The 26,748-nt window shown below is 37.5% G+C and carries 32 protein-coding genes, 1 other RNA gene and 1 riboswitch; of the genes, 28 read left to right on the top strand and 5 right to left on the bottom strand.

Annotated elements, in window-relative coordinates; all coding sequences use genetic code 11:
• The 4 genes from tpiA to JEM45_RS05085 all read left to right on the top strand — a co-directional run bounded on the left by tpiA (position 1) and on the right by JEM45_RS05085 (position 4,153).
• Positions 1-759: a triose-phosphate isomerase gene (gene tpiA / locus JEM45_RS05100; protein ID WP_026867321.1), complete on the top strand. Its 759-nt coding sequence runs from the start codon at positions 1-3 to the stop codon at positions 757-759.
• A complete protein-coding gene (gpmI, locus tag JEM45_RS05095) occupies positions 752-2,263 on the top strand; it encodes a 2,3-bisphosphoglycerate-independent phosphoglycerate mutase (protein ID WP_026867322.1) in 1,512 nt (503 codons plus the stop codon). The genes tpiA and gpmI overlap by 8 nt, the downstream gene beginning before the upstream one ends.
• Positions 2,264-2,311: 48 nt before the next feature.
• Entirely contained in the window at positions 2,312-3,610 is a 1,299-nt protein-coding gene (eno, locus tag JEM45_RS05090) for a phosphopyruvate hydratase (protein ID WP_026867323.1), read from the top strand.
• A 183-nt stretch (positions 3,611-3,793) separates the two neighbouring features.
• Positions 3,794-4,153 carry a hypothetical protein gene (locus JEM45_RS05085; protein WP_198687931.1) on the top strand — a complete coding sequence of 120 codons (360 nt, stop codon included), beginning with the start codon at positions 3,794-3,796 and terminating at the stop codon, positions 4,151-4,153.
• Here the strand turns inward: JEM45_RS05085 and JEM45_RS05080 are convergent.
• Entirely contained in the window at positions 4,143-5,063 is a 921-nt protein-coding gene (locus JEM45_RS05080; protein WP_166627247.1) for a nuclease-related domain-containing protein, read from the bottom strand. The genes JEM45_RS05085 and JEM45_RS05080 overlap by 11 nt on opposite strands.
• Positions 5,064-5,196: 133 nt before the next feature.
• Between JEM45_RS05080 and secG the strand changes: the two genes are divergently transcribed.
• The 5 genes from secG to ssrA all read left to right on the top strand — a co-directional run bounded on the left by secG (position 5,197) and on the right by ssrA (position 9,524).
• Positions 5,197-5,427, top strand: coding sequence for a preprotein translocase subunit SecG (secG, locus tag JEM45_RS05075; RefSeq protein ID WP_166627246.1), 231 nt, complete (start codon positions 5,197-5,199; stop codon positions 5,425-5,427).
• Positions 5,428-5,543: 116 nt separating this feature from the next.
• Positions 5,544-6,299 (top strand): alpha/beta hydrolase, encoded by a 756-nt coding sequence (locus tag JEM45_RS05070; protein WP_026867326.1) that lies wholly within the window; start codon positions 5,544-5,546, stop codon positions 6,297-6,299.
• 14 nt (positions 6,300-6,313) lie between these two features.
• Positions 6,314-8,620, top strand: a complete 2,307-nt coding sequence (gene rnr, locus JEM45_RS05065) for a ribonuclease R (protein ID WP_026867327.1) — start codon at positions 6,314-6,316, stop codon at positions 8,618-8,620.
• A 6-nt stretch (positions 8,621-8,626) separates the two neighbouring features.
• Positions 8,627-9,097: an SsrA-binding protein SmpB gene (gene smpB / locus JEM45_RS05060; RefSeq protein ID WP_026867328.1), complete on the top strand. Its 471-nt coding sequence runs from the start codon at positions 8,627-8,629 to the stop codon at positions 9,095-9,097.
• Positions 9,098-9,164: 67 nt separating this feature from the next.
• Positions 9,165-9,524: a transfer-messenger RNA gene (gene ssrA / locus JEM45_RS05055) on the top strand.
• Between the two features lie 72 nt (positions 9,525-9,596).
• Here ssrA and JEM45_RS05050 read toward each other — a convergent pair.
• Positions 9,597-9,884 carry a hypothetical protein gene (locus tag JEM45_RS05050; RefSeq protein ID WP_166627245.1) on the bottom strand — a complete coding sequence of 96 codons (288 nt, stop codon included), beginning with the start codon at positions 9,882-9,884 and terminating at the stop codon, positions 9,597-9,599.
• Positions 9,862-10,032, bottom strand: a complete 171-nt coding sequence (locus JEM45_RS05045) for a hypothetical protein (RefSeq protein WP_166627244.1) — start codon at positions 10,030-10,032, stop codon at positions 9,862-9,864. Before JEM45_RS05045 ends, JEM45_RS05050 begins: the two co-directional genes overlap by 23 nt.
• Before the next feature lie 128 nt (positions 10,033-10,160).
• On the opposite strand from JEM45_RS05045, the gene JEM45_RS05040 reads away from it, so the two are divergent.
• From JEM45_RS05040 to JEM45_RS05020, 5 genes are all read left to right on the top strand, one after another.
• On the top strand, positions 10,161-10,769 hold the full coding sequence (locus JEM45_RS05040; RefSeq protein ID WP_166627243.1) for a GNAT family N-acetyltransferase: 609 nt from the start codon (positions 10,161-10,163) through the stop codon (positions 10,767-10,769).
• Positions 10,770-10,922: 153 nt separating this feature from the next.
• A complete protein-coding gene (locus JEM45_RS05035) occupies positions 10,923-12,107 on the top strand; it encodes a glycerate kinase family protein (RefSeq protein ID WP_166627242.1) in 1,185 nt (394 codons plus the stop codon).
• Positions 12,091-13,470 (top strand): SLC13 family permease, encoded by a 1,380-nt coding sequence (locus JEM45_RS05030; RefSeq protein ID WP_198687930.1) that lies wholly within the window; start codon positions 12,091-12,093, stop codon positions 13,468-13,470. Before JEM45_RS05035 ends, JEM45_RS05030 begins: the two co-directional genes overlap by 17 nt.
• 69 nt (positions 13,471-13,539) lie before the next feature.
• On the top strand, positions 13,540-13,740 hold the full coding sequence (locus tag JEM45_RS05025; RefSeq protein WP_166627240.1) for a CsbD family protein: 201 nt from the start codon (positions 13,540-13,542) through the stop codon (positions 13,738-13,740).
• Positions 13,741-13,814: 74 nt separating this feature from the next.
• Positions 13,815-14,225, top strand: a complete 411-nt coding sequence (locus JEM45_RS05020) for an Ohr family peroxiredoxin (protein WP_198687929.1) — start codon at positions 13,815-13,817, stop codon at positions 14,223-14,225.
• 161 nt (positions 14,226-14,386) lie between these two features.
• On the opposite strand, the gene JEM45_RS05015 is transcribed toward JEM45_RS05020, so the two are convergent.
• On the bottom strand, positions 14,387-14,947 hold the full coding sequence (locus JEM45_RS05015; protein ID WP_166627238.1) for a hypothetical protein: 561 nt from the start codon (positions 14,945-14,947) through the stop codon (positions 14,387-14,389).
• 128 nt (positions 14,948-15,075) lie between these two features.
• On the opposite strand from JEM45_RS05015, the gene aroD reads away from it, so the two are divergent.
• From aroD to JEM45_RS04975, 8 genes are all read left to right on the top strand, one after another.
• Entirely contained in the window at positions 15,076-15,795 is a 720-nt protein-coding gene (gene aroD / locus JEM45_RS05010) for a type I 3-dehydroquinate dehydratase (RefSeq protein ID WP_198687928.1), read from the top strand.
• Positions 15,796-15,995: 200 nt separating this feature from the next.
• Entirely contained in the window at positions 15,996-16,352 is a 357-nt protein-coding gene (locus JEM45_RS05005) for a Spx/MgsR family RNA polymerase-binding regulatory protein (protein WP_166627236.1), read from the top strand.
• 66 nt (positions 16,353-16,418) lie between these two features.
• Complete coding sequence (gene gcvH / locus JEM45_RS05000) at positions 16,419-16,799, top strand: glycine cleavage system protein GcvH (protein ID WP_026867338.1); 381 nt, start codon at positions 16,419-16,421, stop codon at positions 16,797-16,799.
• Between the two features lie 93 nt (positions 16,800-16,892).
• Entirely contained in the window at positions 16,893-17,300 is a 408-nt protein-coding gene (locus tag JEM45_RS04995; RefSeq protein WP_026867339.1) for a toprim domain-containing protein, read from the top strand.
• Complete coding sequence (locus JEM45_RS04990) at positions 17,251-17,565, top strand: thioredoxin family protein (RefSeq protein WP_051220558.1); 315 nt, start codon at positions 17,251-17,253, stop codon at positions 17,563-17,565. Before JEM45_RS04995 ends, JEM45_RS04990 begins: the two co-directional genes overlap by 50 nt.
• A gap of 40 nt (positions 17,566-17,605) precedes the next feature.
• A riboswitch (SAM riboswitch) is annotated at positions 17,606-17,704 on the top strand.
• An 81-nt stretch (positions 17,705-17,785) separates the two neighbouring features.
• Positions 17,786-18,808 (top strand): methionine ABC transporter ATP-binding protein, encoded by a 1,023-nt coding sequence (locus JEM45_RS04985; protein ID WP_198687927.1) that lies wholly within the window; start codon positions 17,786-17,788, stop codon positions 18,806-18,808.
• Complete coding sequence (locus JEM45_RS04980) at positions 18,805-19,497, top strand: methionine ABC transporter permease (RefSeq protein ID WP_198687926.1); 693 nt, start codon at positions 18,805-18,807, stop codon at positions 19,495-19,497. The genes JEM45_RS04985 and JEM45_RS04980 overlap by 4 nt, the downstream gene beginning before the upstream one ends.
• Before the next feature lie 38 nt (positions 19,498-19,535).
• Positions 19,536-20,375, top strand: coding sequence for a MetQ/NlpA family ABC transporter substrate-binding protein (locus JEM45_RS04975; protein ID WP_198687925.1), 840 nt, complete (start codon positions 19,536-19,538; stop codon positions 20,373-20,375).
• Between the two features lie 76 nt (positions 20,376-20,451).
• On the opposite strand, the gene cyoE is transcribed toward JEM45_RS04975, so the two are convergent.
• On the bottom strand, positions 20,452-21,357 hold the full coding sequence (gene cyoE, locus JEM45_RS04970) for a heme o synthase (protein WP_026867344.1): 906 nt from the start codon (positions 21,355-21,357) through the stop codon (positions 20,452-20,454).
• A gap of 357 nt (positions 21,358-21,714) precedes the next feature.
• Between cyoE and JEM45_RS04965 the strand changes: the two genes are divergently transcribed.
• From JEM45_RS04965 to sufU, 6 genes are all read left to right on the top strand, one after another.
• Positions 21,715-22,293, top strand: coding sequence for a hypothetical protein (locus JEM45_RS04965; protein WP_198687924.1), 579 nt, complete (start codon positions 21,715-21,717; stop codon positions 22,291-22,293).
• Between the two features lie 99 nt (positions 22,294-22,392).
• Entirely contained in the window at positions 22,393-22,737 is a 345-nt protein-coding gene (locus JEM45_RS04960) for a DUF4870 domain-containing protein (protein WP_035857135.1), read from the top strand.
• A gap of 221 nt (positions 22,738-22,958) precedes the next feature.
• Positions 22,959-23,741 (top strand): Fe-S cluster assembly ATPase SufC, encoded by a 783-nt coding sequence (gene sufC, locus JEM45_RS04955; RefSeq protein ID WP_198687923.1) that lies wholly within the window; start codon positions 22,959-22,961, stop codon positions 23,739-23,741.
• Between the two features lie 15 nt (positions 23,742-23,756).
• Positions 23,757-25,070, top strand: a complete 1,314-nt coding sequence (sufD, locus tag JEM45_RS04950; RefSeq protein WP_198687922.1) for a Fe-S cluster assembly protein SufD — start codon at positions 23,757-23,759, stop codon at positions 25,068-25,070.
• A 17-nt stretch (positions 25,071-25,087) separates the two neighbouring features.
• On the top strand, positions 25,088-26,314 hold the full coding sequence (locus JEM45_RS04945) for a cysteine desulfurase (RefSeq protein WP_035857144.1): 1,227 nt from the start codon (positions 25,088-25,090) through the stop codon (positions 26,312-26,314).
• A complete protein-coding gene (gene sufU, locus JEM45_RS04940) occupies positions 26,304-26,741 on the top strand; it encodes a Fe-S cluster assembly sulfur transfer protein SufU (protein ID WP_026867350.1) in 438 nt (145 codons plus the stop codon). The genes JEM45_RS04945 and sufU overlap by 11 nt, the downstream gene beginning before the upstream one ends.
• Positions 26,742-26,748 lie beyond the last annotated feature (7 nt).

The raw sequence follows: 26,748 nt of genomic DNA, 5'->3' as shown, positions 1-26,748 counted from the left end.
ATGCGTACGCCATTAATTGCTGGTAATTGGAAGATGAATATGAACGTCCGTGAAACAGAAGCTTTTATGGATGAATTAACTAAAGAAACGCTACCTAAAAGTGTAGAAGCGGCGCTGTGTGCGCCCTTTATCGATTTGACGGTTTTAGTAAATAAAACACAGGATACAGACATTAAAGTCGGTGCACAGAATGTCTATTTCGAAGAAAACGGTGCCTACACGGGTGAAATTTCAGCAAGCATGTTAAGTAATCTAGGATTGACTTACGTGATTACTGGTCACTCAGAACGTCGACAATTATTCTTTGAAACAGATGAAGATGTGAATAAGAAGAATCATGCTGTCTTAGAGGCAGGAATGTTCCCGATTACTTGTGTTGGTGAAACACAAGAAGAACGAAATGAGGGTCAAGCGGAAGACAAGGTGAGGCAACAAGTGTCTAAGGGACTTGAAGGTATTAGTCGTGACCAAGTTGCTCAGGTTGTCATCGCCTACGAACCAATATGGGCAATTGGTACGGGTCAAAGTGCGTCAAGTGATGATGCGAATCAAATGTGCGAAGTGATTAGAAACACTATAGAGAACCTATATGATTCAAAAACTGCAGAAAAAGTGAGAATACTTTACGGTGGCTCTGTTAAACCAGCAACAATTGAAGACTTGTTGCGTCAAACGCATGTAGACGGTGCATTAGTGGGCGGTGCATCTTTAAAAGTAAATGATTTTGTTGCCTTATTGAATGGATCAAGTCATGACTAAACTTGCCGCATTAATTATACTTGATGGTTTTGCTGAACGTACTGAATCATATGGAAACGCAGTAAAACAAGCACACATGCCAAACTTTGACCGCTATAAAAATCAATACCCCCACTCGCTTTTAAAGGCGAGTGGCTTAGATGTGGGTTTACCTGATGGACAGATGGGTAACTCTGAGGTCGGACATTTAAACATTGGTGCAGGGCGTATCGTCTATCAGAGTTTAACCCGTATCAACAAAGCGATTGAAACAGGAGAATTCAATCAAAACAAGGTCCTTTTAGATGCACTTAATCACGCTAAAAATGAGGGTAGTAAGCTGCACATCATGGGCTTATTAAGTGACGGCGGTGTTCACTCACACTATAGCCACATGTTTGAAATACTTAGAATGGCTAAGGCACATAATTTAGAAGATGTCGTAGTTCATGGATTTTTAGATGGTCGTGACGTTGCTAAAAGTTCGGCACTGACCTATATTTCAGAAACTGAAAAGGTTATGGCTGAAGTTGGCGTCGGTGAGTTTGCAAGCATTAGTGGCCGTTATTATGCCATGGATAGAGATAAGCGCTGGGACCGGATGAAACTTGTTTATGACACACTTGTTCACGGCGATGCTCCGCATTTTGATACAGCAGAAGCGGGTGTTAGGGCGTCGTATGAAGCTGAGATTTTTGATGAATTTGTCCAACCATTTACGGTAGGTCATGGCGCCAAAATTGACGACAATGATGCTGTGATCTTCATCAACTTTAGACCAGATAGAGCTGTTCAACTTAGTGAAGCTTTGACGAATCCTAGTTTTAATCATATAGACAGTCTAAAAGATATTGAAAACTTAAATGTTTCAACCTTTACTGAATATAGTCCAGCAGTAGTGAGCAATGTCGTTTTTGAAAAAGATGATCTAGTAAACACGATTGGTGAAGTCATTCAAAATAATGGGTTAAAGCAATTGAGAATTGCAGAAACCGAAAAATATCCGCATGTGACCTACTTTATGAATGGGGGACGTCAGGCTGTCTTTGAAGGCGAATCTCGTATTCTTGTTGATTCACCAAAGGTTGCAACTTATGATTTACAGCCTGAAATGAGTGCCTATGAAGTCACGGATCAACTCATTCAAGCCTTAGACACAGAAGACTTAAATCTAGTGATTTTAAACTTTGCAAACCCTGATATGGTCGGACATAGTGGCATGTTGCAGCCAACAATCGATGCCTTAGAAGCAGTCGATAAGTGTCTCGGTCAAGTCGTCGACAAAATTTTAGAACTCGGCGGACGTGCAATCATTACAGCTGATCATGGTAACTCAGACGAAGTGTTAACAATGTCAGGTGAGCCGATGACTGCACACACTACGAACCCAGTGCCTGTTATTGTTACAGACACAAAGCAAAATCTACGTGAGGATGGACGTCTAGCTGATCTTGCACCAACCTTATTAGATTTGTTAGACCTCGAACAACCGAAAGATATGACTGGTGAGAGCCTTTTATCGTAAAATAAGTTATAATAAACTCGAACTAAAAACACAAAGGAGTAGGATGACATGCCATTAATTACAGATGTTTATGCACGTGAAGTTTTAGACTCTAGAGGAAACCCAACAATCGAAGTTGAAGTACTGACTGAGAGTGGCGCCTTTGGCCGAGCACTAGTGCCTTCAGGTGCGTCTACTGGAGAATACGAAGCTGTTGAACTTCGTGATGGTGATTCATCACGCTTCTTAGGTAAAGGTGTAGAAGAAGCAGTTGAGAATGTTAATGGAATTATCGCGCCAGAACTCATTGATGGTGACTTCTCTGTTTTAGAACAAGTCTCTATCGATAAAATGCTCATCCAGCTTGATGGTACTAAAAATAAAGCTAAACTTGGTGCCAATGCGATTTTAGGTGTCTCAATTGCCGTTAGTAAAGCTGCAGCAGATCTATTAGGTCAGCCGCTCTATAAATACTTAGGTGGTTTCAATGCAGTACAACTGCCTGTACCGATGATGAATATTATCAACGGTGGGGAACATGCGGATAACAATATTGATATCCAAGAGTTTATGATTATGCCAGTTGGAGCGTCTTCGTTTAAAGAAGGCCTCCGCATGGGGACAGAAGTGTTCCATCACTTAGCGAAAGTTTTATCTAGTAAAGGATATAGCACAACTGTAGGTGACGAAGGTGGTTTCGCACCTAACCTTAAATCAAATGAAGAAGCATTCGAAGTGATCGGAGAAGCAGTTAAAGCTGCAGGCTACGAATTAGGTGTTGATATTGTTTTAGCAATGGATGCCGCTTCAAGTGAATTCTTCAATAAAGAAACGGGTGCCTATGAACTCAAAGGTGAAGGGAAAACATATTCTTCAGAAGAGCTCGTAGAATGGTACAGTGCCATGGTCGACAAATATCCAATCATCTCAATCGAAGATGGCTTAGATGAAAACGACTGGGCAGGCACTAAGTTATTGACTGATAAGATTGGTGATACAGTTCAATTAGTTGGTGATGACCTATTTGTTACAAACACTGAAAAACTTGTAGAAGGAATCGAGCAAGGTGTTGCAAACTCAATCTTAGTTAAAGTCAACCAAATTGGTACTTTGACAGAGACATTTGAAGCAATAGAAACTGCCCAACGCGCAGGCTACACTGCAGTCATCTCACACCGCTCAGGCGAGACAGAAGACACAACGATTGCAGATATCGCTGTTGCTACAAATGCGGGTCAAATTAAGACAGGTGCACCATCCCGTACTGACCGCGTTGCGAAATACAACCAACTATTACGTATCGAAGATGAACTCTTTGAAACAGCAACCTACAAAGGCCTAGACTCTTTCTATAACTTAAATATCTAAGTCTATGAAATTTATGACCTCCCCTCGCTTTTGTCGAGGGGAGGTTTTTGTGATGTGGGGTTATGAGAAGTCTAGTGGGTGGTGATAAGTCTGTTAAAAACGCGGTACTTATCACCAAAAACAGTAGAACCGGTGATAAGTCTGATAGAAACGCGGCGCTTATCACCAAAAGCAGTGGAACCAGTGATAAGTCATGAAAAATCACGGCACTTATCACCAAAAGCAGTGGAAATGGTGATAAGTCATGAAGAATCACGGTACTTATCACCAAAAGCAGTAGTAACGGTGATAAGTCATGAAAAATCACGGCACTTATCACCGAAAGCAGTGGAAATGGTGATAAGTCATGAAGAATCACGGTACTTATCACCAAAAGCAGTGGAAATGGTGATAAATCATGAAAAATCGCGGTACTTATCACCAAAAGCAGTGGAAATGGTGATAAGTCATGAAAAATCGCGGTACTTATCACCAAAAGCAGTGGAAATGGTGATAAGTCATGAAGAATCACGGTACTTATCACCATCTCAAATCATAATTTGATCTTACCTTCTCTTATATATTTATTTATCACAGCCCTACTCACCATCCCTCCACTTAACTTAAATAGTATTGCTGGCGTAATCTTCCAACTGTCATTTAAGGCTGTTATTTCAGTTTGTAGGTTTTGCAAAATTTGTAGTATATTATAGTCAATTTTGCAATTTTTGCATTTATACAAATTTCTGTGGATTTTATCGAGAGTGGAAGTGGAATTACATTGATAACAGTAGGTTCCGGGACGTAATGTTTCAAATTTAATATCTACTGGAATATTGTAAATTGATTTAACTAAACGCTGACTCTCTAAAAATTTATAGAGCGCTGACTGATCATAATAATTGGACTTACAGATTTTAGATAGGCGCTTATCTACATTGGATGGGACGATTAAATTTTCTAAGTTTGGCATATTATAAATCGTTTGCTTAGGATTTACGAATACCAAATGAGACATCACATTATTTGAAGCGCTGTAGAAACTGCCTTTCTTAAGTAGTTGTTGTAATAAAAGCCGTTGCCTGTTCACTTGCATACTTAAATCTTTAAATTCCTCCCCATTTACAAAGTGCCAAGCTTTGTTGCAGTAAACTAAGTCGAAATTATAATTCTTTACTTCAAAGGTATAAGCCTGGTCTCCAGAAATAAGTAGGTTATCAATCTGCACTTCTGAACCATCCACCTTGAAACGATAATCTTTCACATGATAAACATTTAAGCCACTCAAGTGAGCGTCGAGAAGTTTATCGAAAGATAATTCTCCTAAAAAGCCAGCTTGTAAATTTTCAAATTCTTTCTCTTCATTTTCACTTAGCTCAAAGCGACGACGTAAAACCTGCATCTGATGAAGTTTAATAGGTTGTTTTCTCATACCACAAATATATAATGCAGGTAAATTATCTCCAAATGACAAAAATTTAAAAATTGCACCAGAATCACGACAATTTTTAATGTGACAAGTAGATTACAAAACATCAATTTACATTGCGGATAGAGTGTAATTTTGGTATTATTTATACTGTTAATATAAATCGGAGGGGTACTTCATGCAGACTCTACTCATCGTTCTTTTAATCGTAGTATGTATATCTTTAATCGCAACTGTTCTCCTACAATCGGGTAAGAGTGCCGGACTTTCTGGAGCAGTTAGTGGTGGAGCTGAACAAGTTTTTGGTAAACAAAAAGCTCGTGGTATGGATCTCATTTTACACAGAGCTACTGTAATCTTAGCTATTTTGTTCTTTATGATCATGTTATTGTTGACTTACATTGGATAAATACGACACCCGTATCCGACTTTAGCCGGATACGGGATTTTTTATTTCTGCATGAATCTTTAGAATCCACTCAATTTAGCGTACAATGTAAGTAAGATGAATATAGAGGTGACCTCATGAATTTCAAATTACCAGAAACATTCTATTTTAAAGAAGATAGTGGCAAATCAGCAGTGTTACTTTTACATGGTTTTACGGGTAATACATCTGATGTTAGACAGCTTGGCAGATACCTTCAGAAAAAGGGTATGACATCCTACTCAATAAACTACGAAGGCCATGCCGAACATCCTAAGAAGATTACCGAATCATCACCGTATGTTTGGTATAAACAAGTAGTGGATGCTTATGATTTTCTAAAATCAGAAGGTTATGAAGATATTTTTGCAGCAGGTGTATCAATCGGTGGTGTAATGGCGCTGAATCTTTCTAGTGACCGTGACTTAGTTGGGATATCGACAATTTGTAGCCCGATGTATTTAAAGGAATCTGAGACCTTGTATAGTCAATTTAAAGCCTATGCTGAAAAATATTTAAAAATGTTTGAAAATAAATCGCCTGAGGAAATTGAGTCAGAATTAGAACAGTTAGAGATGACATCTACTTTTGAAGACATCAGAACGTTTATTCAGATGGTAAAAGGGAACTTAGAGGATGTCATGATTCCTACATTTGTCGCTCAAGGTGAAAAGGATGAAGTGATTAATTCTGAGAGCGCCAATGTTATTTTTGATAGTATCTCAACAGATGATAAGGAAATAAAATGGTATCCGGATGGTGGACACGTATTAACAATAGACAAATCAAAGGAAGAATTATTTGAAGATATATATAAATTTACGGTGGGAGAAAACTTGCTCACCTATAAATGATACGGAGGATTACGATGAGAGACTATAAAGAAGAAATATTATCACTCGTCAACAGTGACGAATATAAACCGATGACAACTGATGATTTTAAAATGACTTTAGAGGCAGATGAGTCGGATGATTTTAAAGATATGGTGAAAGCTTTGGTCTCTCTTGAAGAATCCGGTAAACTGTATCGCACAAAAAAAGATAAGTATATGAAAGTTCCCGACTCCAACAGAATTAAAGGGACTTTATCGATGCATAAGAGAGGTTTTGGCTTCTTAAGACCTGAAGAAGAGGATGTCGAAGATATCTTCATTCCGCCTACTGCGGTTAACGGTGCCCTTGATGGTGATACTGTGTTGATTGAAGTGGAAGAAAATTCTCGGGGTGACAATGCTGAAGGAAAAGTAATTTCAATTATCGAGCGTGGTGTGACCAAGCTCGTCGGAGAATATAATGCGAGCAAGCACTTCGGTTTTGTCGTACCTGATTCCAAAACTTTTAAAACCGACATTTTTATACCTAAAGATCATAATTTAGGTGCGATTGATGGCCATAAGGTACTTGTAGAAATCACAAAATTCCCTGAGGGAGATGGTGATAATCCTGAAGGACATGTCATACAGATTCTCGGTCATAAAAATGACCCGGGTGTCGATATCTTATCGATTATTTTCCAACATGGCATCGACATTGACTTCCCAGATGAGGTCTTAAGACAAGCGGAGTCTGTACCTGAAGTTATCGATCAAGACGAAACAAAAGATCGTGTTGATTTAAGAGATGAATTTACTATTACAATTGACGGCGCAGATGCGAAAGACCTAGATGACGCTGTCAGTGTTAAAAAACTTGAAAATGGTAATTTGGAATTAACAGTCAGTATCGCAGATGTTAGTCATTATGTAACAGAGAATTCACCGATTGACAAAGAAGCGTACGATAGAGGGACAAGTGTGTACTTGGTCGACCGAGTCATTCCGATGATTCCACACCGCCTATCCAACGGTATTTGCTCACTAAACCCGAATGTCGACCGCCTAACCTTGAGCTGTCGCATCGAATTCACACCGGGCGGTAAGGCAGTGAACCATGAAATTTTTGAAAGTGTCATCAATTCGAATTACCGCATGACCTATCGTAATGTAAACTTAATGTTAGAAGAAAAAGACCCGGCAATTATTGAAGAGTTTAAGGAAGTCTACCCATACCTTCTACAAGCTGAAGAGCTGGCACAAGCGCTCCGCCGTAAGAGAGACCAACGTGGGGCAATTGATTTTGACTTTGATGAAGCGGCTGTAGTTGTTGGAGACGACGGCACACCTGAAGATATCGTTCTAAGAAACCGTGGTACTGGTGAGAAGATGATTGAAGAGTTCATGCTCGCAGCAAACGAAGCAGTGGCTGAACACTTCCACTGGATGGATGTACCCTTCCTATACCGTATTCACGAAGAACCAAAAGAAGAGAAACTTAATAAGTTCTTTGATTTCTTAACAGGTTTTGGAGTAATGGTTAAAGGTAAAGGCAATCAAATTCATCCGCATGCGCTTCAAGAGATTATTGAAGAAGTTAAAGGACGTCCTGAGGAAATGGTCATTAGTACCCTTATGTTACATTCTATGCAACAGGCGAAGTACTCAGAAGAATCTCTTGGACACTTCGGCTTATCGACTGAGTTTTACACTCACTTTACTTCACCGATTCGCCGTTACCCAGACTTAATTGTGCACCGTCTGATCCGTCAATATTTAATTAATAAGAAGACAGACGCTAAAACCATTCGTCATAATAAGAGTATCTTGCCAGATATTGCTAAGCATACTTCAGAACGAGAACGACGCGCCCAAGATGCTGAACGCGACACGGATGATCTGAAGAAAGCAGAATATATGATGAAACACGTCGGCGAGACATTCGAGGGTGTCATTGCTGGTGTGATGAACTTCGGTATGTTTGTTGAGTTACCGAATACAATCGAAGGACTCGTCCATGTGTCTCACATGACAGATGACCATTATAACTTCAACGAGAGAGCAATGGCGATGATTGGTGAACGGACAGGTACCATGTTCCGTATAGGTGACAAGGTTGAAATTGAAGTGTTAGGTGTGAATCTGGATGAACGCTTAATTGACTTTAAGGTCGTTGGTATGCCGGATAGAAAGCCGAGAGAAAAGAGAAGCCGTCCGGTTGAAATCAAGGGTAATAAGAAAGAGAAATCAAGATCTAGAGAAAAGAAAGGGACCTTTAAGAAAGGTGGAGGCAAAAGAAATGCTTCAGGCAAGAAGCCATTCTATAAAGGTGCCCCTAAAAAAGGTAAAGGAAAGAAGTAGAGGCTGATGAGTAAAGATAAGCATAAGACTAAACCACTGGCACAAAATAGAAAAGCCAGTCATGACTACTCAATCGAAGATACGATTGAAGTTGGTATGGTATTACAAGGTACGGAGATTAAATCCATTCGCCGAGGGTCAGCGAACTTAAAAGATTCCTTTGCTCGTATTCATAGAGGGGAAATGTATGTTTATAACATGCATATTGCCCCTTATGAAGAAGGGAATCGTTTTAACCATGATCCACTCAGGCATCGTAAACTGCTCTTACATCGTAAAGAAATCAATAAACTAAGAGGACATATCGAACAGCCAGGAAATGCACTTATCCCCTTAAAGTTATACATTAAAAATGGTGTATGTAAAATGCTTTTAGGTATTGCGAGTGGTAAGAAAAAATATGATAAGCGTGAAGATCTTAAGAAGAAACAAATGAAGAGAGATATTGATCGTGCTATCAAAGCGTACAATCAATAATTTGTAAGTATATTTTTAACGTGTTATAATAGATGACGCTCGGTAAAAAGATAGCCGATTATAATCCGGGGACGTTCCGGATTCGACAGGGGCTGTTTGGGCATCTTAAGCGTGTCGGAGGTTTCGGCTTCGTCATCAACGATACTCAGTTTATAATAACTGGCAAACAAAACAATTTCGCAGTAGCTGCCTAGTCAGCCTGCATCATCCCATGAGCTTTCCTATGGCCCGTGACGATGATTCAACTATAATAGGATACGCCATTTAGTCTGCAGTCAGAAGACTAATGGAAGAGATTAATCGGACTAGCATGGGCTGAGGTGGGTTCATTACCATCACCCATGCGAAATTTAAAAATGAACTACACACGTAGAAAGAGATGTTGCGAAGTCTCTGGACGCGGGTTCGACTCCCGCCGTCTCCATATTTTAAACCCCGTAAGCCTTGTGGCTACGGGGTTTGTTTAATTTCTGTGACCAATACGTGACCAAGTATTTTCCTATACCAACCATTCTAATTGTTCTAGTTCTTCTTTAGTCTGCTTATAGTCAGTATAGGAGTGAAGTATCTTTTCCTTAAGTTCTTGAATTCGGTTTTTGTCTTGAATCAAAATATCTAAACCAGCGTCTGTCATTAGAGTTGAACCAAACTTAATGATGAGAACATCAGCATCTAAATAGACGAAATGCCAAGTGCTTTTGAAAAGTTTAAGTAGGCCTTTTCCTCTCCATATAAACTGGCCATCCTTATATTTCTCTATGCCTTTAATACTTTTTTTCTTTACCATATTTTAGAAATTTAACCTGATTGTTGACGGTTAATGGTGAATCACTTAACTTTGTATAAGTGATTGAAGGGTGTTCTCTTTTACCATCTGTCCACATACTTAAAGTCGTTGCAATAATGTCCCATTTACCAAATAAATTATTAATCATAATATCTCCTTTACATAAATATATTCCCTTAATACAGAGTAATCATTCTTAATTTACATAAACTTATGATATTTTTGTTGTATTGTTTCTTATTCTAAAAGGTAACAATGAATAATGAGGTGTAAAAAATGAGTAATTTCAATATAGAAAAGGGGACGTGTAATCATGCCAACGGTGGGATTCTGAACTACCTAGCAATGGCTAAAATGAGTCATATAATGTTAGGTTCAGATTCTAAAGATAAGGTGGTTAAAGAGTTGCAATTGCTCTTTGAGAATAAAGGGAATCGCTTTAGTCATGATAAGTCTTTTGTAGCGACTGTAGACGGTCATCATGCCGGTCTAGTGACTTGTATGTCTCATCAAGATATGACGATGACAACTCTAGAAACTGTTAAGCAATTAGTAAAGATGAAGAAGTCTAAGGTGTTCGGCTTGGTTTTTAATAACTTTAAAGATCTAATCTCACTGATGGCATTTAAAGAATCAAAATCAGGAGAGTATCACATCAGTTTACTGGCAACTATGCCTGACTATCAGGGTATTGGTATTGCTTCAGCGCTGATTAAAAAAGCTGAGACCGAAGCACGGTTTAACGGTTTCGATAAAATCTCTCTTACTGTAGATAAGGATAATACGAATGCTAAAAAATTATATGAAAAGTTAGGTTTTAGGATCGTTGAAGATTCTACCTTTGGTCAATTAAAACTTTGGCGAATGGTAAAGTTACTACGATAGGCTAAACTCTTTTAAGACCTGTGTTTGGATTATTAAATTCAAGCACAGGTTTTTTAACTTGAGTAATTTAATTATATTTTAATTAACCCTTTATTAAACCGTAAGTATCCAGGCGTAGTTTGGAGACTAACAAAAACGTAAGGGGAGATTATTATGAAAATGGTTGTTATACCTTCAGGTTTTAAGGAGAGCTTAAGTTCAGAGGAAGTCGGCAAAGCGATTAAGAAGGGGATTAAAAAGTCAGGGAATGACCATGATATTACAGTCATCCCAATGGTCGATGGTGGGGAAGGATTTGTTGAGACCATTATCAAATTAAAGAAAGGGAAATGTATAAAAACCAAAGTGACAGGTCCTGTAGGAGAACAAATTAATTCACATTTTGGCATCTTTAAAGATAATGGTGTGACGACAGCCGTCATCGAAATGGCTGCAATTGCTGGCTTGAGACATGTGCCATATGAACAACGCAACCCACTTTGGACGACAACGTATGGGGTGGGTGAGACGATCATCAAGGCTTTAGATAATGGAGCTGAAAGAATCTTGATTGGTTGTGGTGATTCTGGGACGTCTGATGGTGGCGTCGGAATGGCACAAGCAGTTGGTGTGCGGTTTTTATCGAAAGATAATGAAGTGTTAATAATTAAGGGTGGTGGAGACATCCATAAAATAGACAGTATAGATCTGTCATCTATTGACCCCCGTATTGCTAGAGTGGATATTGATGTTGCGGTGAATTGGAAGAACGTGCTCTGTGGTGAAAAAGGTGTTGCAAAAGTATTTGGCCCACAAAAAGGTGCGACTAAAAAGGAAGTTGAACGCTTGTCTAAGAACTTCAATCATTTAGCTAGTTTGATTAAGACAGTGATAGGGGATGACCTTTCTAATATAAATGGTGGTGGTGCTTCTGGCGGCTTAGGGGCAGGACTTGTTGGATTCTTAGGGGCGGTCCTACATCCGAGATTTGAAATTATCCAAAATTATATAGAAATTTCCGATGCAATTAAAGAAGCTGACCTAGTCATTACTGCAGAAGGTTGCATTGATTTCCAAACCCCCAATGATAAGATCCCGTCTGAAGTTGCTCGTATTGCCAAGCAGTTTGATAAGCCAGTGATCGCTTTTGCAGGAACAATCGGCAAGAAAGCAAGTTTAAATTATGATAGTGGTATCGACACATATACGAGCATTATTCCAGAACCAGCGACTTTAGAAAAATCAATGGAAGATGCTTCTAAATGGCTGACTAAAGCAGTGGACAATACAATGCGCAGCATTTTCATCGGTATGGAATTAGCTCAAAGTGAGCGTGAAAACAATGAACTTAAAGTCTAAAATTGGTATCGGAATATTTATCGCTTTTACACTCTTAGTAAGTGCCATACCGGAGCTTGATTACCTAGGAAAACTCAGCCTCATTATATTTGTTTTAGCCCTTGGTTTATTTATATTTACTAAACTACCATCAGGACTCGCAGCCTGGCTCGTCTTAGTACTTGGTGTTTTACTGGGCTTACCTGAGAACACTATGTTTAACGCTTTTACTCATGATGTGGTATGGCTGATGATTGGCGCATTTATCATCGCGGGGGTACTGTCTGAAAGTGGCTTGATTGATCGACTGAGCCAATGGGTAATCAATAATTGCACGACAAAGGGAAGGGTCACTTTCTTTACTTTTATTGTGATAATGATTTTATCTGTCATTGTACCGTCAACATCTGCGAGAGCATCAGTGATGCTACCACTCTATGAAATCTTAACGGACCGTTTTAATCAGCATAAGAAATTTTTCAGTTTAGCGATTCCAGTGCTGATTATTATGGCAGCAAATACGACTTTACTTGGTGCGGGTAGCCATTTAGTTGGCATCAGTATCCTACAAGCCCAGACTGGTGAGTCAATTACTTATATTGAATTTCTTGTATATGCCTTACCGTTTGGACTAATTATTTCATATATTACTTATGTCATTATTAAGTGGTTATATTTTAAAGACTTTAATTACACGATAAAAACAAAAGATGTTGAGAAAATGCCGTTTAAAACAAAAGAGAAACTTACTTTTTGTTTAGTTGTGGTCACTATAATTTTATGGTTATCTGAGCCACTACATGGTTTTGATATAGCTTATGTTACCATCTTAATGAGCTTAATTATGATGCTACCTCAATTAAACTTGATCACCTGGAAAAAAGGACTTAGTTCAGTTTCATGGAGCCTAATATTTTTCGTTGCAGGTGCGACAACCCTAGGTAGTCTTTTGGTCGAATATGGAGTGACGACTTACTTTCAAGAGGTGCTATTAGCAGGCTTCAATCAGTTTGATAGTATAAATGTATTTATAGCCCTTTTATTTGTGGTATTGATTAGTGTAATATCTCACCTGTTAATACCAAGCCATACGACGAGAGCAGCTGTACTGATACCGGTCTTACTCATCATTGCAGAAACATTTAATATTAACCCCGTTGCTATGGTGTTTATCAGTTTAATTGGTATAAATTTCTGTGTCACTTTACCTGTTAGTTCAAAAGCACTCCTCATATTTTATGAGGGAGCAAATGATAATCTTACTAGCAAAGATTTGTTCAAATTAAGTATGATACTCATGCCGATATATGTAGGACTAATGATTATGACTTATTATATTTATTGGCAGCATCTTGGATTAAAATTTTTTAATTATTATGTTTAATAAATTATGATTCGGGAATACTTAGTACTGTACGAATAATACTAATTAATTATTTAAGGAGTGTTTTTCATGGCAGAGGAAAAAGACAGCAAATTAGAACAAGCTAAAGGTAACGTTAAAGAAACTGTTGGTAACGCTACTGGAGACAAAGAATTAGAAAAAGAAGGTAAAGACGATAAGCTTGCTGGTAAAGCGAAAGAATATGTTGAAGACGCTAGTGACAAAGCTAACGATACAATTGACAAACTATCAGACAAGTTCAAAAAATAAGTGGATATATTAATGGAGCTGTTGTTAATACGGCTTCATTTTTGTAAGTAAATATATTTTTAGGAGGCTATATAATGGCTGTGAAATATGAAGTTAGTGCAGTTAATACAGGTGGACGTAAAGGTCACGTAACAACATCAGACAAGGCAATAGATTCTCCGGTTATCCCACTAGATCAAGGTGGAGAAGGTGTAAACCCTGAACAATTATTTGCTGCAGGTTATGCATCATGCTTCAACGGTGCATTTGATTTAATGATTAAAAAAGGTGGCGTTCGTGACGCTGAGCCAGAAGTCGATTTAACAGTACGTTTAGAAGAAGACGGTGAAGGTGTTAAACTTAGCGTTGCAATCAATGCAAAAGTTAAAAATATGTCTCAAGAAGACGCTGAGAAATATTTAGAACAAGCACATGATTTCTGCCCTTACTCTAAAGCAACACGTGGTAATATCGATGTAGATTTATCAGTTGAGGTTGTAGAATAGAATACAAAAAGCATGCACTCTGTACTTGTACAGAGTGCATTTTTGATTTATGAGGCAGTGATAAGTTGCTCGAAATATGATTACTTATCACCGAAATAGGTCAAAATGATGATAAGTTGTCCGAGACAGGCTCACATATCACCGAAACAATAAAACCTTTCCTAATGCTCATCGGAAATGTCGATTTCAAAGACAGCTTCTTCTTCTGACTCATTTAATAATGGCTGAAATGTCGCATTAAGTGTTTCGGGTTCGTTGACCAATCCGTATGCCATACGACCGCTGATGCTTTCACCTGGCGGCAAATCTTCTAATAGTATGTCTTCAAGCTCATAGCTTCGCATCAATTCTCCTTCAGACTCAACGACGATATCTCGACCTGTCGGAAAGGTTTCTTCTGAGTTGTTTTCATATGTAACTTCTAAAATAAGCACACCACTCACATCTATGAGGTTAGTTTCATTTCTCTCATCGGTCAGATATGCATCATCAATGGTGAGTGTGATGTCATCAATCGTTGCAGATTCACCAATTGCTAAAAGGTCTGTATCAGCATCGTTTTCTTGTTGCGCACTATCGGTATTTTCTTCGACATCTTCTTCTGTATCATCTACGATTGAGGATTCTTCTTCGATTTGTATAGTTTCTGAGTCTACTTCGCTACTGCAGCCAGCTAAGAGAAGGCTAGCACTTAAGCTCGTGTATAATATTGTTTTCTTCAATTAAATAAATCCTCCTGATCGTATTCATATAAGTATTAAAATCATCACTGCATACCAATACTAATTATAGTACAATACAACATGATATTTAAAAACTTTTTATAGAATAAAATTCAAGGGGCAAAATAATGAATACTACTAAGATTGTCGTCACTTTTTCAGGTTATAACTCTGATGCAATAAATGAAGAGATTGAAGCTGCAGAAAGTCACTTAAGTGATTTTGATATAGTGGAAATACGAGGGGATGTGTTTGATGCTTTAAATCGACAGGATCACGCATCAATTGTAAGACGAATCATAGATAAGTTTAAAGCTTTCGATAAAGAAATCATCTACACGTACCGAACTTCTGGAGAAGGAGGCAAGGGCTCAAAAACTACGGTTGAATATCAAGCGCTTTTACTAGAGGTTTGTAAGTCTATGGATATTGATTATATAGATATTGAAATGTCAGTGGGTAAAAAAATAGTGCAGGAAATTATTGAGACTGCAAAGACACATCAAATTAAAACGCTACTGAGCTATCATAACTTTAAAGAAACTCTTGATTACGATGCACTCATGGATTTACTTAGTCAGATGAATCAAGTTGAAGGGGATGTGTTTAAGTTTGCCCTCTACCCTACAAACGGTGAGGATGTAGATACAGTTGTAGACGTTCAAAAAACAGCTAAAGCTCAATATGGGCATAAAGTCATCGGAATATCTATGGGTGAGCTAGGTAAGCGTACACGCGTGTTAACAGGCGACTATGCCCCATTATTTACTTATGGTTACATCAGCCGAGATGCGGCGCCCGGACAAATTCATATAAGTGAACTAAGGAAAGCGTTAACGAGTTTATGATAATTTTTACACAGAGTTTACGTTCTAATAATATTTAGATGTTAGAGTAAGGTTAGAAGATAATATACACTTCTTAAATCCTAAACCCTGGCCCAAAACCTCCCCCAAAGGTTTTGGGTTTATTTTGTGTTTTAAGTGTATAAAATATTATTTCTAAGGTAGAATTAACCTAAGATGACTTTCTATTTTAGGAGGATATAATGATAACTTTTTATGAGTATTCAAAATGTACAACTTGCCGTAAGGGGAAGAAATTTTTAGAGGATAACAACTTAGAATTCACTGCCATAGATATGGTCGAAAACGTACCGTCAATCGATACGCTAAAAGGTATTGTAGACCGTTCTTCATATAACGTAGATGATTTCTTTAATAAAAGAGGGGGCAAATTTAAAGAACTTGATTTAAAAGAACGCTTGCCTGAACTTTCAGATGACGAAAAGTTTGAATTGCTTGCAAGTGACGGTATGTTAATCAAGCGACCAATGGTTGTATTAGATAACCAAGTTCTTTTAGGTTTTAAAGAAGAAAATTATGAGCAAGCTTTATTGAATTAATCTTCTTGCCTGTAGTATGATGAATATGTAACAATATATATGATAAGTTAAAAGGGAGGTTTTAGCGTGTCATTACCACAAGATCTAAAATACAGTGAGGACCATGAATGGGTAAAGGTTGAAGGGAATACTGTAACTATCGGTATTACTGATTTTGCACAATCTGAACTTGGTGATATTGTGTTTGTTGAGCTTCCAGAGGAAGGCGACGACGTATCAACAGGTGAATCATTCGGTAGCGTTGAATCAGTTAAGACTGTTTCAGAATTAATCGCTCCAGTTTCAGGTTCAATCGTTGCGATTAACGAAGAGCTTGAAGATAGTCCTGAACTTGTAAATGAAAATCCATATGAAGGCGCTTGGATGCTGAAAGTTGAACTTTCAGATGAAAGCGAACTTGATAATCTTCTTGATGCTGCTAGTTATCAAGCAGTTATCGAGGGTTAATTTTAAACTCTGGACATTTGTCCGGAGTTTTTTAAAAACAAATATTTATTACTTCTGGTGAATTTGTATAAAATTAAACTAAGGGTGATACGAATGAATCTTTCTGATAAGGTACTCATTGTTGAAGGCAAGACTGATAAACGTCGCTTAGAAGAAGTGTTAGTAGAACCGGCTCAAATTATTTGCACTTTCGGAACAATGGGTATTTCCAAATTAGATGAAATTATCGAACAGCTAGGTGATTCGCAAATTTTTATATTATCCGATGCGGATAAAGAAGGAAGAAAAATTCGTCAATGGTTTAAAAAACATTTAAGTGAAAGCACGCATATTTATATTGATCCAAAATTTGGAGAAGTCGGTCGTTGCCCGCATGACTATCTAGCTAACCTCCTCTTAAGACACGGTTTTTACGTAGATAATGCGTTAATAATGAAAGGTAAGTTTTATCGTGAAGGAAATAATTTCAACAGCAGATTTATTAAAGAATACACAGGATAAGGACAGTTATATTATCTTTGGTTATGCCACGATGTGTAAGACATGTGAAATTTCAGAATCCATGTTGAAAGTCGTCACTGAGATGAAGGATATCTCATACGAGAGAATTAACTTGAACTACCATAAAGACTTAATAGATAAGTATCACATACGTTCAGCACCAGCCTTGCTGTTATTTAAAAATGGTCAACTTGTGAATGCACTCTATGCTTTTCACTCAGTACCATATTTAAATGAAGTATTAGATGAATTCCTGGTTGACTAGTAGAGAATAGTCTGATATTATAAATCTCAATCGAATAGAACTCTTATCAAGAGTGGTGGAGGGAAGTGCCCTAAGAAGCCACGGCAACCGTCTTAATGACAAGGTGCTAAATCACAGGAACAAATCCTAAAGATGAGAGGCATAATGAAATTAAAAGGCCTACTCATAATATTATGAGTAGGTCTTTTAATTTTCGATCGATGAGAAAGGGTAATGTATCATGATTAATATAAAAAGTGTTTCTAAGATATTTAAAACTAAGAAACAAAATATAACAGCAGTTGACCAAGTTGACTTATCGATTAATCACGGTGAAATATTTGGGATAATCGGCTACTCAGGTGCAGGGAAATCCACCTTAATCAGATTGTTAAATGGATTAGAAGATGTAACTGAAGGTGACGTGATTGTCAGTGGAGATGACATCAGTAAAATGTCCAAAGGTGATCTTCGAAATAAACGCCAGAAAGTGTCTATGATTTTCCAACATTTCAACTTACTGTGGTCAAGAACAGTCGCAGAAAATATTAGTTTTCCAATGGAAATTGCAGGTGTACCAAAAAAGGAACGCCAGGCACGCGTTGATGAATTAATTAAACTTGTTGGACTAGAAGGTAGAGCACATAATTACCCAAGTGAGCTATCAGGTGGACAAAAACAACGTGTCGGTATTGCTAGAGCCTTATCGAACAAGCCTGAAGTATTACTATGTGATGAAGCAACTAGTGCCTTAGATCCAGAAACAACTGATGAAGTTTTAGATTTACTTGTTGATATTACAAAAGAGATGAATCTAACCATCGTCTTGATTACTCACGAAATGCATGTGATCAGAAAGATATGTGACCGTGCAGCAGTGATGGAGAACGGTAAGGTCGTTGAAGTGGGTTCAGTAATTGAATTGTTCCAAAATCCACAATCAAGTGTAACAAAACGCTTTGTTAAGGATGACATTTCAGATGATGACCACCAACTTGCAATTGAAGAACTTAAAGCATCGTTCCCTACTTCAACAATTGTAAAATTAAACTTTGTAGGTACAAGAACAAAATCTCCAATTGTTTCTGAAGTTATAAGAAATTACGGTTTAGATGTAAATATTTTATCAGGTAATATTAAACAGACGAATCAAGAATCATTTGGACATTTATATATTGCCTTAGATATCGATAATGAGACCCTTGAATCAATCTCAAATGAGTTTAAGAAGCACGATGTCACATTGGAGGTTGAAGCAGGATGAACAGTGTAATTGAAGAATTTAAAAATATGTTTAGTTTTGAAAATGTGAAATGGGATGCAGTATTTGAAGCGACTTATGAAACGATATATATGACTGTGATTGCAACGATTGCAGCCTTTATAATTGGACTCATTTTCGGTATTATCTTGTTCTTATCTAATAAGAGTGAAAATGTTCCCTCAAAACCGCTTTATGGAACGACATCCTTCATCGTCAATCTCTTTAGAGCGATTCCATTTATCATTTTAATTATTTTACTTATGCCATTTACAAAAGCAATCATGGGTACAGTAATGGGCTCCAATGGTGCCTTACCCGCACTGATTATCGGTGCCGCACCTTTCTATGCACGTCTAGTTGAAATTGGACTTAAAGAAATTGATAAGGGTGTAATAGAAGCGGCTGAATCAATGGGTGCGAACACTTGGACAATTATTTGGAAGGTGTTGATACCAGAATCATTACCGGCTCTAATTTCAGGTATAACGGTAACATCCATTATGCTTGTTGGTTCAACTGCGGTTGCAGGGGTTATCGGTGCTGGTGGATTAGGTAACTTAGCTTATATGGTTGGCTTTACAAGAAACCAACCGGACGTCACACTTGTTGCAACTGTGGTAATTCTAATCATCGTTTTCGTCATTCAAATTTTAGGAGACTTTTTCTCTAAAAGAGTGGATAAACGCTGATTATATAATATAAAACTATATAGAAAAGAGGATTTTGCATGAAGAAATTTTTGAGTTTCGTTACATTGTTTTCAGTTATTTTAGTTTTAGCGGCTTGTGGAAATGATTCTGAATCTGATTCAGAAGGTGAATCAAGTGATGGAGAAGGTGCTGAAATTACTGTTGCAGCATCACCAGCACCACACGCTGAAATTTTAGAAAAAGCAGCAGAAATTCTTGAAGAAGAGGATATCACAGTGAATGTAGAAATCGTCAATGATTATACAACACCAAACCGTTTGTTAGCAGATGAAGAAGTCGATGCAAACTTCTTTCAACATACACCATACTTAGACGGTGAAATTGAATCACATGGCTATGACCTAACTAGCATCGGTAATGTCCATATCGAACCTATGGCAGTATTCTCAAATGACTATGATTCACTTGAAGACATCCCAGACGGCTCTACTATCTTAGTATCTAATAATCCTGCAGAAGAAGGACGTTTCCTTTCATTCTTCGTTAACGCTGGCTTAGTAGAAATCGAAGAAGGCGTTGAAATTCAAGACGCAACATTTGATGATATTACTGAAAATCCTCACGACTTTAACTTTGATAACAATACAGCACCTGAGCTTTTAGTTAATATGTATGAAAATAATGAAGCACCTGCTGTTATTATTAATGCAAACTTCGCAATTGATGCTGGATTGAATCCAGTTGAAGATTCAATCGCAGTTGAAGACGGAGAATCACCTTATGCCAACCTAGTTGCTGTTAGATCTGGAGATGAAGAACGTCCAGAACTACAAAGATTAATCGAAGTCCTACAATCAGATGAAATCAAGCAATATATTGATGAAGAGTACAGTGGTAATATTATTCCATCAGAATAAGTAAGAAAAACCTCACTCGACTTTCAAGTCGAGTGAGGTTTTTAATGAACTATGTTAATAGTATATACATTTTTCATCATATCGTTAACACGATCATCAACATAAATGAAACAATCAAGTAGATAAGGGAGTATCTTAAATTCATTTCTGCCCATCGGTGTTTATTGTGTGTAGTATAACCTCGAACAGATAGCACAACCCATCCTAAGGTCAATAAAGCTGACACAATTGAAAAGATGATACCGAGTGATTCAAAGAGCATAATTGGTACGGGCAACAAAGCGAGCACATAATATAAGTTCTGGCGAATTGATGCCTTGGTGCCAATGACAACTGGGAGCATTGGTATGCATGCTCTAGTGTAATCATCGAGTCTTTTAATAGCGATTGAAATTGTATGAGGTACCTGCCAAATAAGTAAAATGTAAAACAACATTAGGGGTACTAAATGATTCGCTGGTGTAATAACGGCCCAGCCAATTAATGGTGTAAAAGCGCCTGAAATACTACCGATTATCGTATTGATGGTATAGCGTCGTTTTGACCAAAAGGTGTAGAGAACGACGTAGAAAAACCAGCCAAGAAATGAGTAGATTCCTGCTTCAATATTCACCAAAAAAATTATGATCAATCCGATGATTGTTGTAATGATTGCAGCAATTAAGACATTTCTTAAAGAAAAGTCACCTGTAACGGTAGGGCGCTTTTTTGTACGGTCCATTTGTGTATCTAGGTCATGCTCGAACCAGTTGTTAAACATGAGAGCACCAGATATGACTAAGGTGCTGGAAACCATGGTCATGAAAAAAGTGCCAAGATGATCGTAAAATGACTGGTGGGTAAAGTGTAAAGCAAGCCAAAACGCTGTGAATACAGGTAGGACATTTGCGATAAGTACTTTCCCTTTAAGTAGGTATTTAATATTTATAAATAATGTTTGTAAGTTAATAGACTTACGCTTATGAACTTGTTCTGTTTCCAATGTAGTCCCTCGCAATTTAATGATTAAGCTATATTATAACAGTCATAAGAAAGCATCAGAAAAATTATTCCATTTTTTTGTGACAAAGATGTTTCAAGGAAAAGGGGGTGGGTAAATAACTGTTATATAAATAGAACGGATTTCGTAATAATTCAATTGAGTGAAATCATTGTCTCAACTAATCAATTTTAGTTGGTGCAATTGATTTTATAAAGTAAACCCCTTTGCCAGGCAGCAAAAGCTGCTTGGTTTTTTTGTAAATATTTAAATTAATAATGTAAATAGTAATATTTTAAGGTAACATAGATAACAATTGTTTTAAGGTATTAATTAACATAACTTAAAGGAGCATCTAAGATGAAAAAGTTATCATTATTTTTTGTATTTACACTATTTGCACTGACAGCATGTGGGAATGAAGAAGACACTGAAGCCACTGACACAAGTGAAGTGAGTGAAGAAACAGAGGATGAAAGTTCTAATTCTGAAGAAGGTAAATCAGATGAAATTTATGAAATAGGTGACACTACACAAGTAGAGAGTTATGAGTTTGATGCTAATTATGAGGTTACCGTCAATTCACTAGACCTGGTCAAAGAATACGATGGTCAACCTGTTGGAGATGTCATTATCAACGCACCAGAATCAGTCTTCTTAGGGGTGGTCAATTTAACAGTTCAAAATATCTCTGAGGAGCCTATTGTTATTGGTGAATATGTATTTCCTGATATTATTGAATCCGACAGAGAAGGTGGTGGAGACCAATTTATTTTTGATTTCTCTGAAGAAGATTTAAACCAAGAATTAGCAGTTGACGAAGAAGCAATATTTGATTTAGTTTACTCGATGGATTCAGAATTGGGTTCAGGAGGATACTATTTAAAATTTGAGAATGGCATGCCAACAGAAACGACTTATAACTTACCAATTAAATAAGGAAATTTTTAGTAATCATTAACCCTATCGATTGTATACACACCCTATAGATGGTAAAATTACATTAGCACCTATCTTATAATAAAAGGGGCAATTAAAATGAATGAAGACTATAATACTCCAAAAACTGGTTTTGACAGCACGCTCGTCTTAGTGTCTTATGTTATTTCACTATTCACTGCTGTTGTTGGACCACTTCTAATTTGGGCACTGAAAAAAGATGACGAACCAACAACTGCTGTCGCACTTAGAGATGTAGCGAACTTTGGTCTATCTTACACAATCTACATGTTTGTCGCTTGGTTAACAACTGCAATTTTAATCGGTTTTGTACTCGGACCAATAGTCACGATTGCATTCTACGTATTTGCGATTATCGGCATTGTAAAAGCAATTAATGGTGAGTCATACAAGCCACCATTCACAATCGATATCTTTAAATAAGTATTTGATTAAACCTCACTAAATGATATTAAAGTCATTTAGTGAGGTTTTCTTTAAATCTGATTAAAGTGGTCATAATTAGAGCCAAAACCTTTAAACCGCGTGGATTCTGATATATAATATATAGATGGTAACAGTAGACTGGTACTTTGACTATAGATTAGAATTATTATAAACTATACTAGTATCAGACAAACTAAATTTCAATTGGAGGATTAGACATGGTATCTGTTTTAGAAATAAAAAATCTACACGTTGAAATCGACGGTAAAGAAATATTAAAGGGCGTAAACCTTACTATTAAACAAGGTGAAATTCATGCTGTAATGGGACCTAACGGTACAGGTAAATCTACACTTGCTCAAGCAATTATGGGTCACCCAAGCTATAATGTAACTGAAGGTGAAGTACTTGTTGATGGAGAGAACATTTTAGAATTAGATGTAGACGAGCGTGCTAAAGCTGGTTTATTCCTAGGAATGCAGTATCCATCAGAAATCTCAGGTGTAACAAACTCTGATTTCCTACGTTCTGCAATCAATGCAAGCCGTGAAGAGGGCGACGAAATTAACTTAATGGAATTCATTAAGAAATTAGATAAGAACATGGAATATTTAGAAATGGATCCAGACATGGCAACACGTTATCTTAACGAAGGTTTCTCCGGCGGTGAGAAAAAACGTAATGAAATCCTTCAGTTAATGATGCTTGAACCTAAATTCGGTATCTTAGATGAAATCGACTCAGGTCTTGATATTGACGCGCTACGTGTAGTTTCTGACGGTATTAACAAACTTCGTGGTCAAGATTTCGGTTCACTAATCATCACTCACTACCAACGCCTGTTGAACTACATCACTCCTGATGTTGTCCACGTAATGATGAAAGGTAAAGTGGTAAAATCTGGCGGTAAAGAACTAGCTGAACGTCTTGAAACTGATGGTTACGATTGGATTAAAGAAGAACTTGGCATTGATGAAACTAACGCCGCTGAAGATAAATAAGACAGGAGGATCACTATGACTACTGAATTAAACGCATTCGAACTGAACAAAGAAGACATAATTGCTGATGCTACAGCAAGAAGTGAATCTGAGTTTTTGATCAGTAAAAGAAAAGAAGCTGTAGAAAAATTTGATAGTCTTGACATGATTAAACCTGACAAGACTAAAGTAGATAAATGGGATTTCTTTAACATCACTTCTCCAGTTGTTGAAAGTAGCACATACAACACTTTAGAAGAGTTACCAGAAGGTGTTAAAAACTTAATCGATCTAGAAAATGTACAAAATATATACGTACAACACAACAATACACCTGCCTACCTACAGTTAGATGAAGACTTAAAAAATAAAGGTGTTATTGTAGAAAATATAATTGAAGCAAGTGAAAATCACCCTGAACTTCTTGAAAAATATTTCATGACCGAAGGTGTAAAAGTTGATGAAAACAAACTTGCTGCCTACCATGCAGCTATGCTAAATGGCGGTGTGTTCATCTATGTACCAAAAGATGTCATTATTGAAGAACCAATTCAATCTGTTGTCCTACACGATGACGAGACGGCTTCATTGTTTAATCACGTTTTAGTTGTTGCAGATGAAGGTTCAGAAGTTACTTTTGTAGAAAACTATTTCTCAAACCTAGAGTCTTCAACAGAGAAAATTAATATTATCTCTGAAGTTATTGCCAACAACAACGCAAAGATCACTTACGGATCTGTAGATTTCTTACCTAAAGAAATGACTGGTTATGTAAACCGTCGCGGTGTGGCATTTGATGATGCGAACATTGATTGGGCACTAGGTCTAATGAACGATTCAAATATCATCTATGATAATACAACATACTTAATGGGTGATCGTTCCGAGTCAGAATTGAAAATTGTTCACGTCGGACGTGGTGAACAAACGTCTAACTTTACAACACAAATTATTCATTATGGTAAAGAATCTAATGGTCACATTTTAAAACACGGTGTAATGAAAGATAAGGGAAGCAGTATCTTTAATGGTATTGGATATATTAAACACGGTGCAACTAAAGCAGATGCACAACAAGAATCTCGTGTACTTATGTTAAGTGGAGATGCACGCGGTGACGCAAACCCTATCCTTTTAATTGACGAAGATGATGTAACTGCTGGACACGCAGCATCTGTCGGTCGTGTTGACGAATTACAGCTCTTCTATCTAATGAGTCGTGGAATTGATAAGAAGGAAGCAGAACGCCTTGTTATTCACGGTTTCCTAGATGCAGTTGTTTCAGCCCTACCAATTGAAAAAGTTAAGAAACAACTTAAAGAGGTCATTGAACTTAAAGTCTTATCTTAAGAAGGGAGGACACTGACTTGGATATAAATAAAATCCGTCAGGATTTCCCGATACTTGAATGTCAGGTAAACGGAAAAGACCTTATATATTTAGACACGTCTGCAACGAGCCAATCTCCAGTACAAGTTATCGATGCAATGAATGACTACTACAGAACATATAATTCAAATGTTCACCGTGGAGTTCACACGCTCGGAACTAAAGCGACTGATGCTTATGAAAAAGCACGTATGAAAGTACGTAGCTTCATCAATGCAAAACGCTTTGAAGAGATTGTTTATACACGCGGGACAACTGCCGCAATTAATCTAGTTGCTAGAAGCTTTGGTGAACTAGTGATTGAAGCAGGTGATGAAATCATCGTCACTGAAATGGAACACCATGCCAATTTAGTGCCATGGCAAGAACTCGCTAAGCGTAAAAATGCGAAACTCGTTTTCGTTCCTCTTGAAGCTGACGGGACGATTACTCTAGACAGTCTAAGAAGTGTTATAACAGAAAACACAAAAATTGTAGCAATCACTCATGTATCTAACGTACTTGGTACAATTAACGATATAAAAGCTATGGCTGAAATCGCCCATGAACACGGTGCTTACATTGCAGTTGATGGAGCCCAAGCGGTACCGCATATGACAGTAGATGTACAGGACCTAGATGTAGATTTCTATGCCTTTAGCGGACACAAAATGCTAGGTCCTACAGGAATCGGCATTCTGTATGGAAAAGCTGATTTACTTGATAAAATGGAGCCAATTGAATACGGTGGAGATATGATAGATTATGTTTATAAAACAGAATCTACATGGACTGACTTACCTGTGAAATTTGAAGCAGGTACACCTATGATTGCCGAAGCAGTTGGTTTAAATGCTGCTATCGACTATCTCAACAACTTAGGCCTCGACAACATCCATGCTTATGAGAAAGAGCTTGTAGAATATGCCTATGACAAGATGTCTGAAATTGAAGGCATTGAGATTTACGGTCCGGCCAAAAGTCAGCGTGCGGGACTGATTACCTTTAATCTAAAAGGGGTTCACCCACATGACCTTGCTACTGCACTGGACTCAGAGGGCATTGCAGTTAGGGCAGGTCACCACTGTGCTCAGCCATTGATGAAATGGTGTCAAGCACACTCAACAGCAAGAGCGAGCTTTTACATTTACAACACCATCGAAGAGATAGATCAGTTTATCGAGAGCTTGGAAAAAACGAAGGAGTTTTTCTCTTATGAATTTTAACAACTTAAATCAACTGTATCGTTCAGTCATCATGGACCATTACAAGAACCCAAGAAATAAAGGGGTTGTTGAAAATGGCTCAATGACAATTGAAATGAATAACCCGACTTGTGGTGACGAAATTCAGCTAACATTAAATGTTGAGTCTGGAATCGTAAAAGATGTTAAGTTCCAAGGGCAAGGCTGTTCGATTTCTATGGCAAGTGCCTCGATGATGACAGAAGCGATCATGAACGAATCTGTTGAACGCGCACTCGAGATGGCAAATGAATTTTCTAATATGATGCTTGGTGAGGACTATAACATCACTGATGATATGGGTGACGTTGAGGCACTGCAAGGTGTCAATCAATTCCCTGCACGTATCAAATGTGCAACACTCACTTGGAAAGCACTCGAAAAAGGGTTTAAAGAATCCGATAAATAATAATTGA

Origin of the sequence: Jeotgalicoccus sp. ATCC 8456 (genome assembly GCF_016313225.1) — a bacterium.
Taxonomy (GTDB): domain Bacteria; phylum Bacillota; class Bacilli; order Staphylococcales; family Salinicoccaceae; genus Jeotgalicoccus; species Jeotgalicoccus marinus.
Note: the sequence above shows the minus strand (reverse complement) of the source record. Positions and strands in the feature narration are given on the sequence as shown.

What these genes read in the sequence shown, in the direction of transcription:
- tpiA (WP_026867321.1), top strand. Translation starts at nt 1, where the DNA reads ATGCGTACGCCATTAATTGCTGGTAATTGGAAGATGAATATGAACGTC.
- gpmI (WP_026867322.1), top strand. Translation starts at nt 752, where the DNA reads ATGACTAAACTTGCCGCATTAATTATACTTGATGGTTTTGCTGAACGT.
- eno (WP_026867323.1), top strand. Translation starts at nt 2,312, where the DNA reads ATGCCATTAATTACAGATGTTTATGCACGTGAAGTTTTAGACTCTAGA.
- secG (WP_166627246.1), top strand. Translation starts at nt 5,197, where the DNA reads ATGCAGACTCTACTCATCGTTCTTTTAATCGTAGTATGTATATCTTTA.
- JEM45_RS05070 (WP_026867326.1), top strand. Translation starts at nt 5,544, where the DNA reads ATGAATTTCAAATTACCAGAAACATTCTATTTTAAAGAAGATAGTGGC.
- rnr (WP_026867327.1), top strand. Translation starts at nt 6,314, where the DNA reads ATGAGAGACTATAAAGAAGAAATATTATCACTCGTCAACAGTGACGAA.
- smpB (WP_026867328.1), top strand. Translation starts at nt 8,627, where the DNA reads ATGAGTAAAGATAAGCATAAGACTAAACCACTGGCACAAAATAGAAAA.
- JEM45_RS05050 (WP_166627245.1), bottom strand. Translation starts at nt 9,884, where the DNA reads ATGGTAAAGAAAAAAAGTATTAAAGGCATAGAGAAATATAAGGATGGC.
- JEM45_RS05045 (WP_166627244.1), bottom strand. Translation starts at nt 10,032, where the DNA reads ATGATTAATAATTTATTTGGTAAATGGGACATTATTGCAACGACTTTA.
- JEM45_RS05040 (WP_166627243.1), top strand. Translation starts at nt 10,161, where the DNA reads ATGAGTAATTTCAATATAGAAAAGGGGACGTGTAATCATGCCAACGGT.
- JEM45_RS05035 (WP_166627242.1), top strand. Translation starts at nt 10,923, where the DNA reads ATGAAAATGGTTGTTATACCTTCAGGTTTTAAGGAGAGCTTAAGTTCA.
- JEM45_RS05030 (WP_198687930.1), top strand. Translation starts at nt 12,091, where the DNA reads ATGAACTTAAAGTCTAAAATTGGTATCGGAATATTTATCGCTTTTACA.
- JEM45_RS05025 (WP_166627240.1), top strand. Translation starts at nt 13,540, where the DNA reads ATGGCAGAGGAAAAAGACAGCAAATTAGAACAAGCTAAAGGTAACGTT.
- JEM45_RS05020 (WP_198687929.1), top strand. Translation starts at nt 13,815, where the DNA reads ATGGCTGTGAAATATGAAGTTAGTGCAGTTAATACAGGTGGACGTAAA.
- aroD (WP_198687928.1), top strand. Translation starts at nt 15,076, where the DNA reads ATGAATACTACTAAGATTGTCGTCACTTTTTCAGGTTATAACTCTGAT.
- JEM45_RS05005 (WP_166627236.1), top strand. Translation starts at nt 15,996, where the DNA reads ATGATAACTTTTTATGAGTATTCAAAATGTACAACTTGCCGTAAGGGG.
- JEM45_RS04995 (WP_026867339.1), top strand. Translation starts at nt 16,893, where the DNA reads ATGAATCTTTCTGATAAGGTACTCATTGTTGAAGGCAAGACTGATAAA.
- JEM45_RS04985 (WP_198687927.1), top strand. Translation starts at nt 17,786, where the DNA reads ATGATTAATATAAAAAGTGTTTCTAAGATATTTAAAACTAAGAAACAA.
- JEM45_RS04980 (WP_198687926.1), top strand. Translation starts at nt 18,805, where the DNA reads ATGAACAGTGTAATTGAAGAATTTAAAAATATGTTTAGTTTTGAAAAT.
- JEM45_RS04975 (WP_198687925.1), top strand. Translation starts at nt 19,536, where the DNA reads ATGAAGAAATTTTTGAGTTTCGTTACATTGTTTTCAGTTATTTTAGTT.
- JEM45_RS04965 (WP_198687924.1), top strand. Translation starts at nt 21,715, where the DNA reads ATGAAAAAGTTATCATTATTTTTTGTATTTACACTATTTGCACTGACA.
- JEM45_RS04960 (WP_035857135.1), top strand. Translation starts at nt 22,393, where the DNA reads ATGAATGAAGACTATAATACTCCAAAAACTGGTTTTGACAGCACGCTC.
- sufC (WP_198687923.1), top strand. Translation starts at nt 22,959, where the DNA reads ATGGTATCTGTTTTAGAAATAAAAAATCTACACGTTGAAATCGACGGT.
- sufD (WP_198687922.1), top strand. Translation starts at nt 23,757, where the DNA reads ATGACTACTGAATTAAACGCATTCGAACTGAACAAAGAAGACATAATT.
- sufU (WP_026867350.1), top strand. Translation starts at nt 26,304, where the DNA reads ATGAATTTTAACAACTTAAATCAACTGTATCGTTCAGTCATCATGGAC.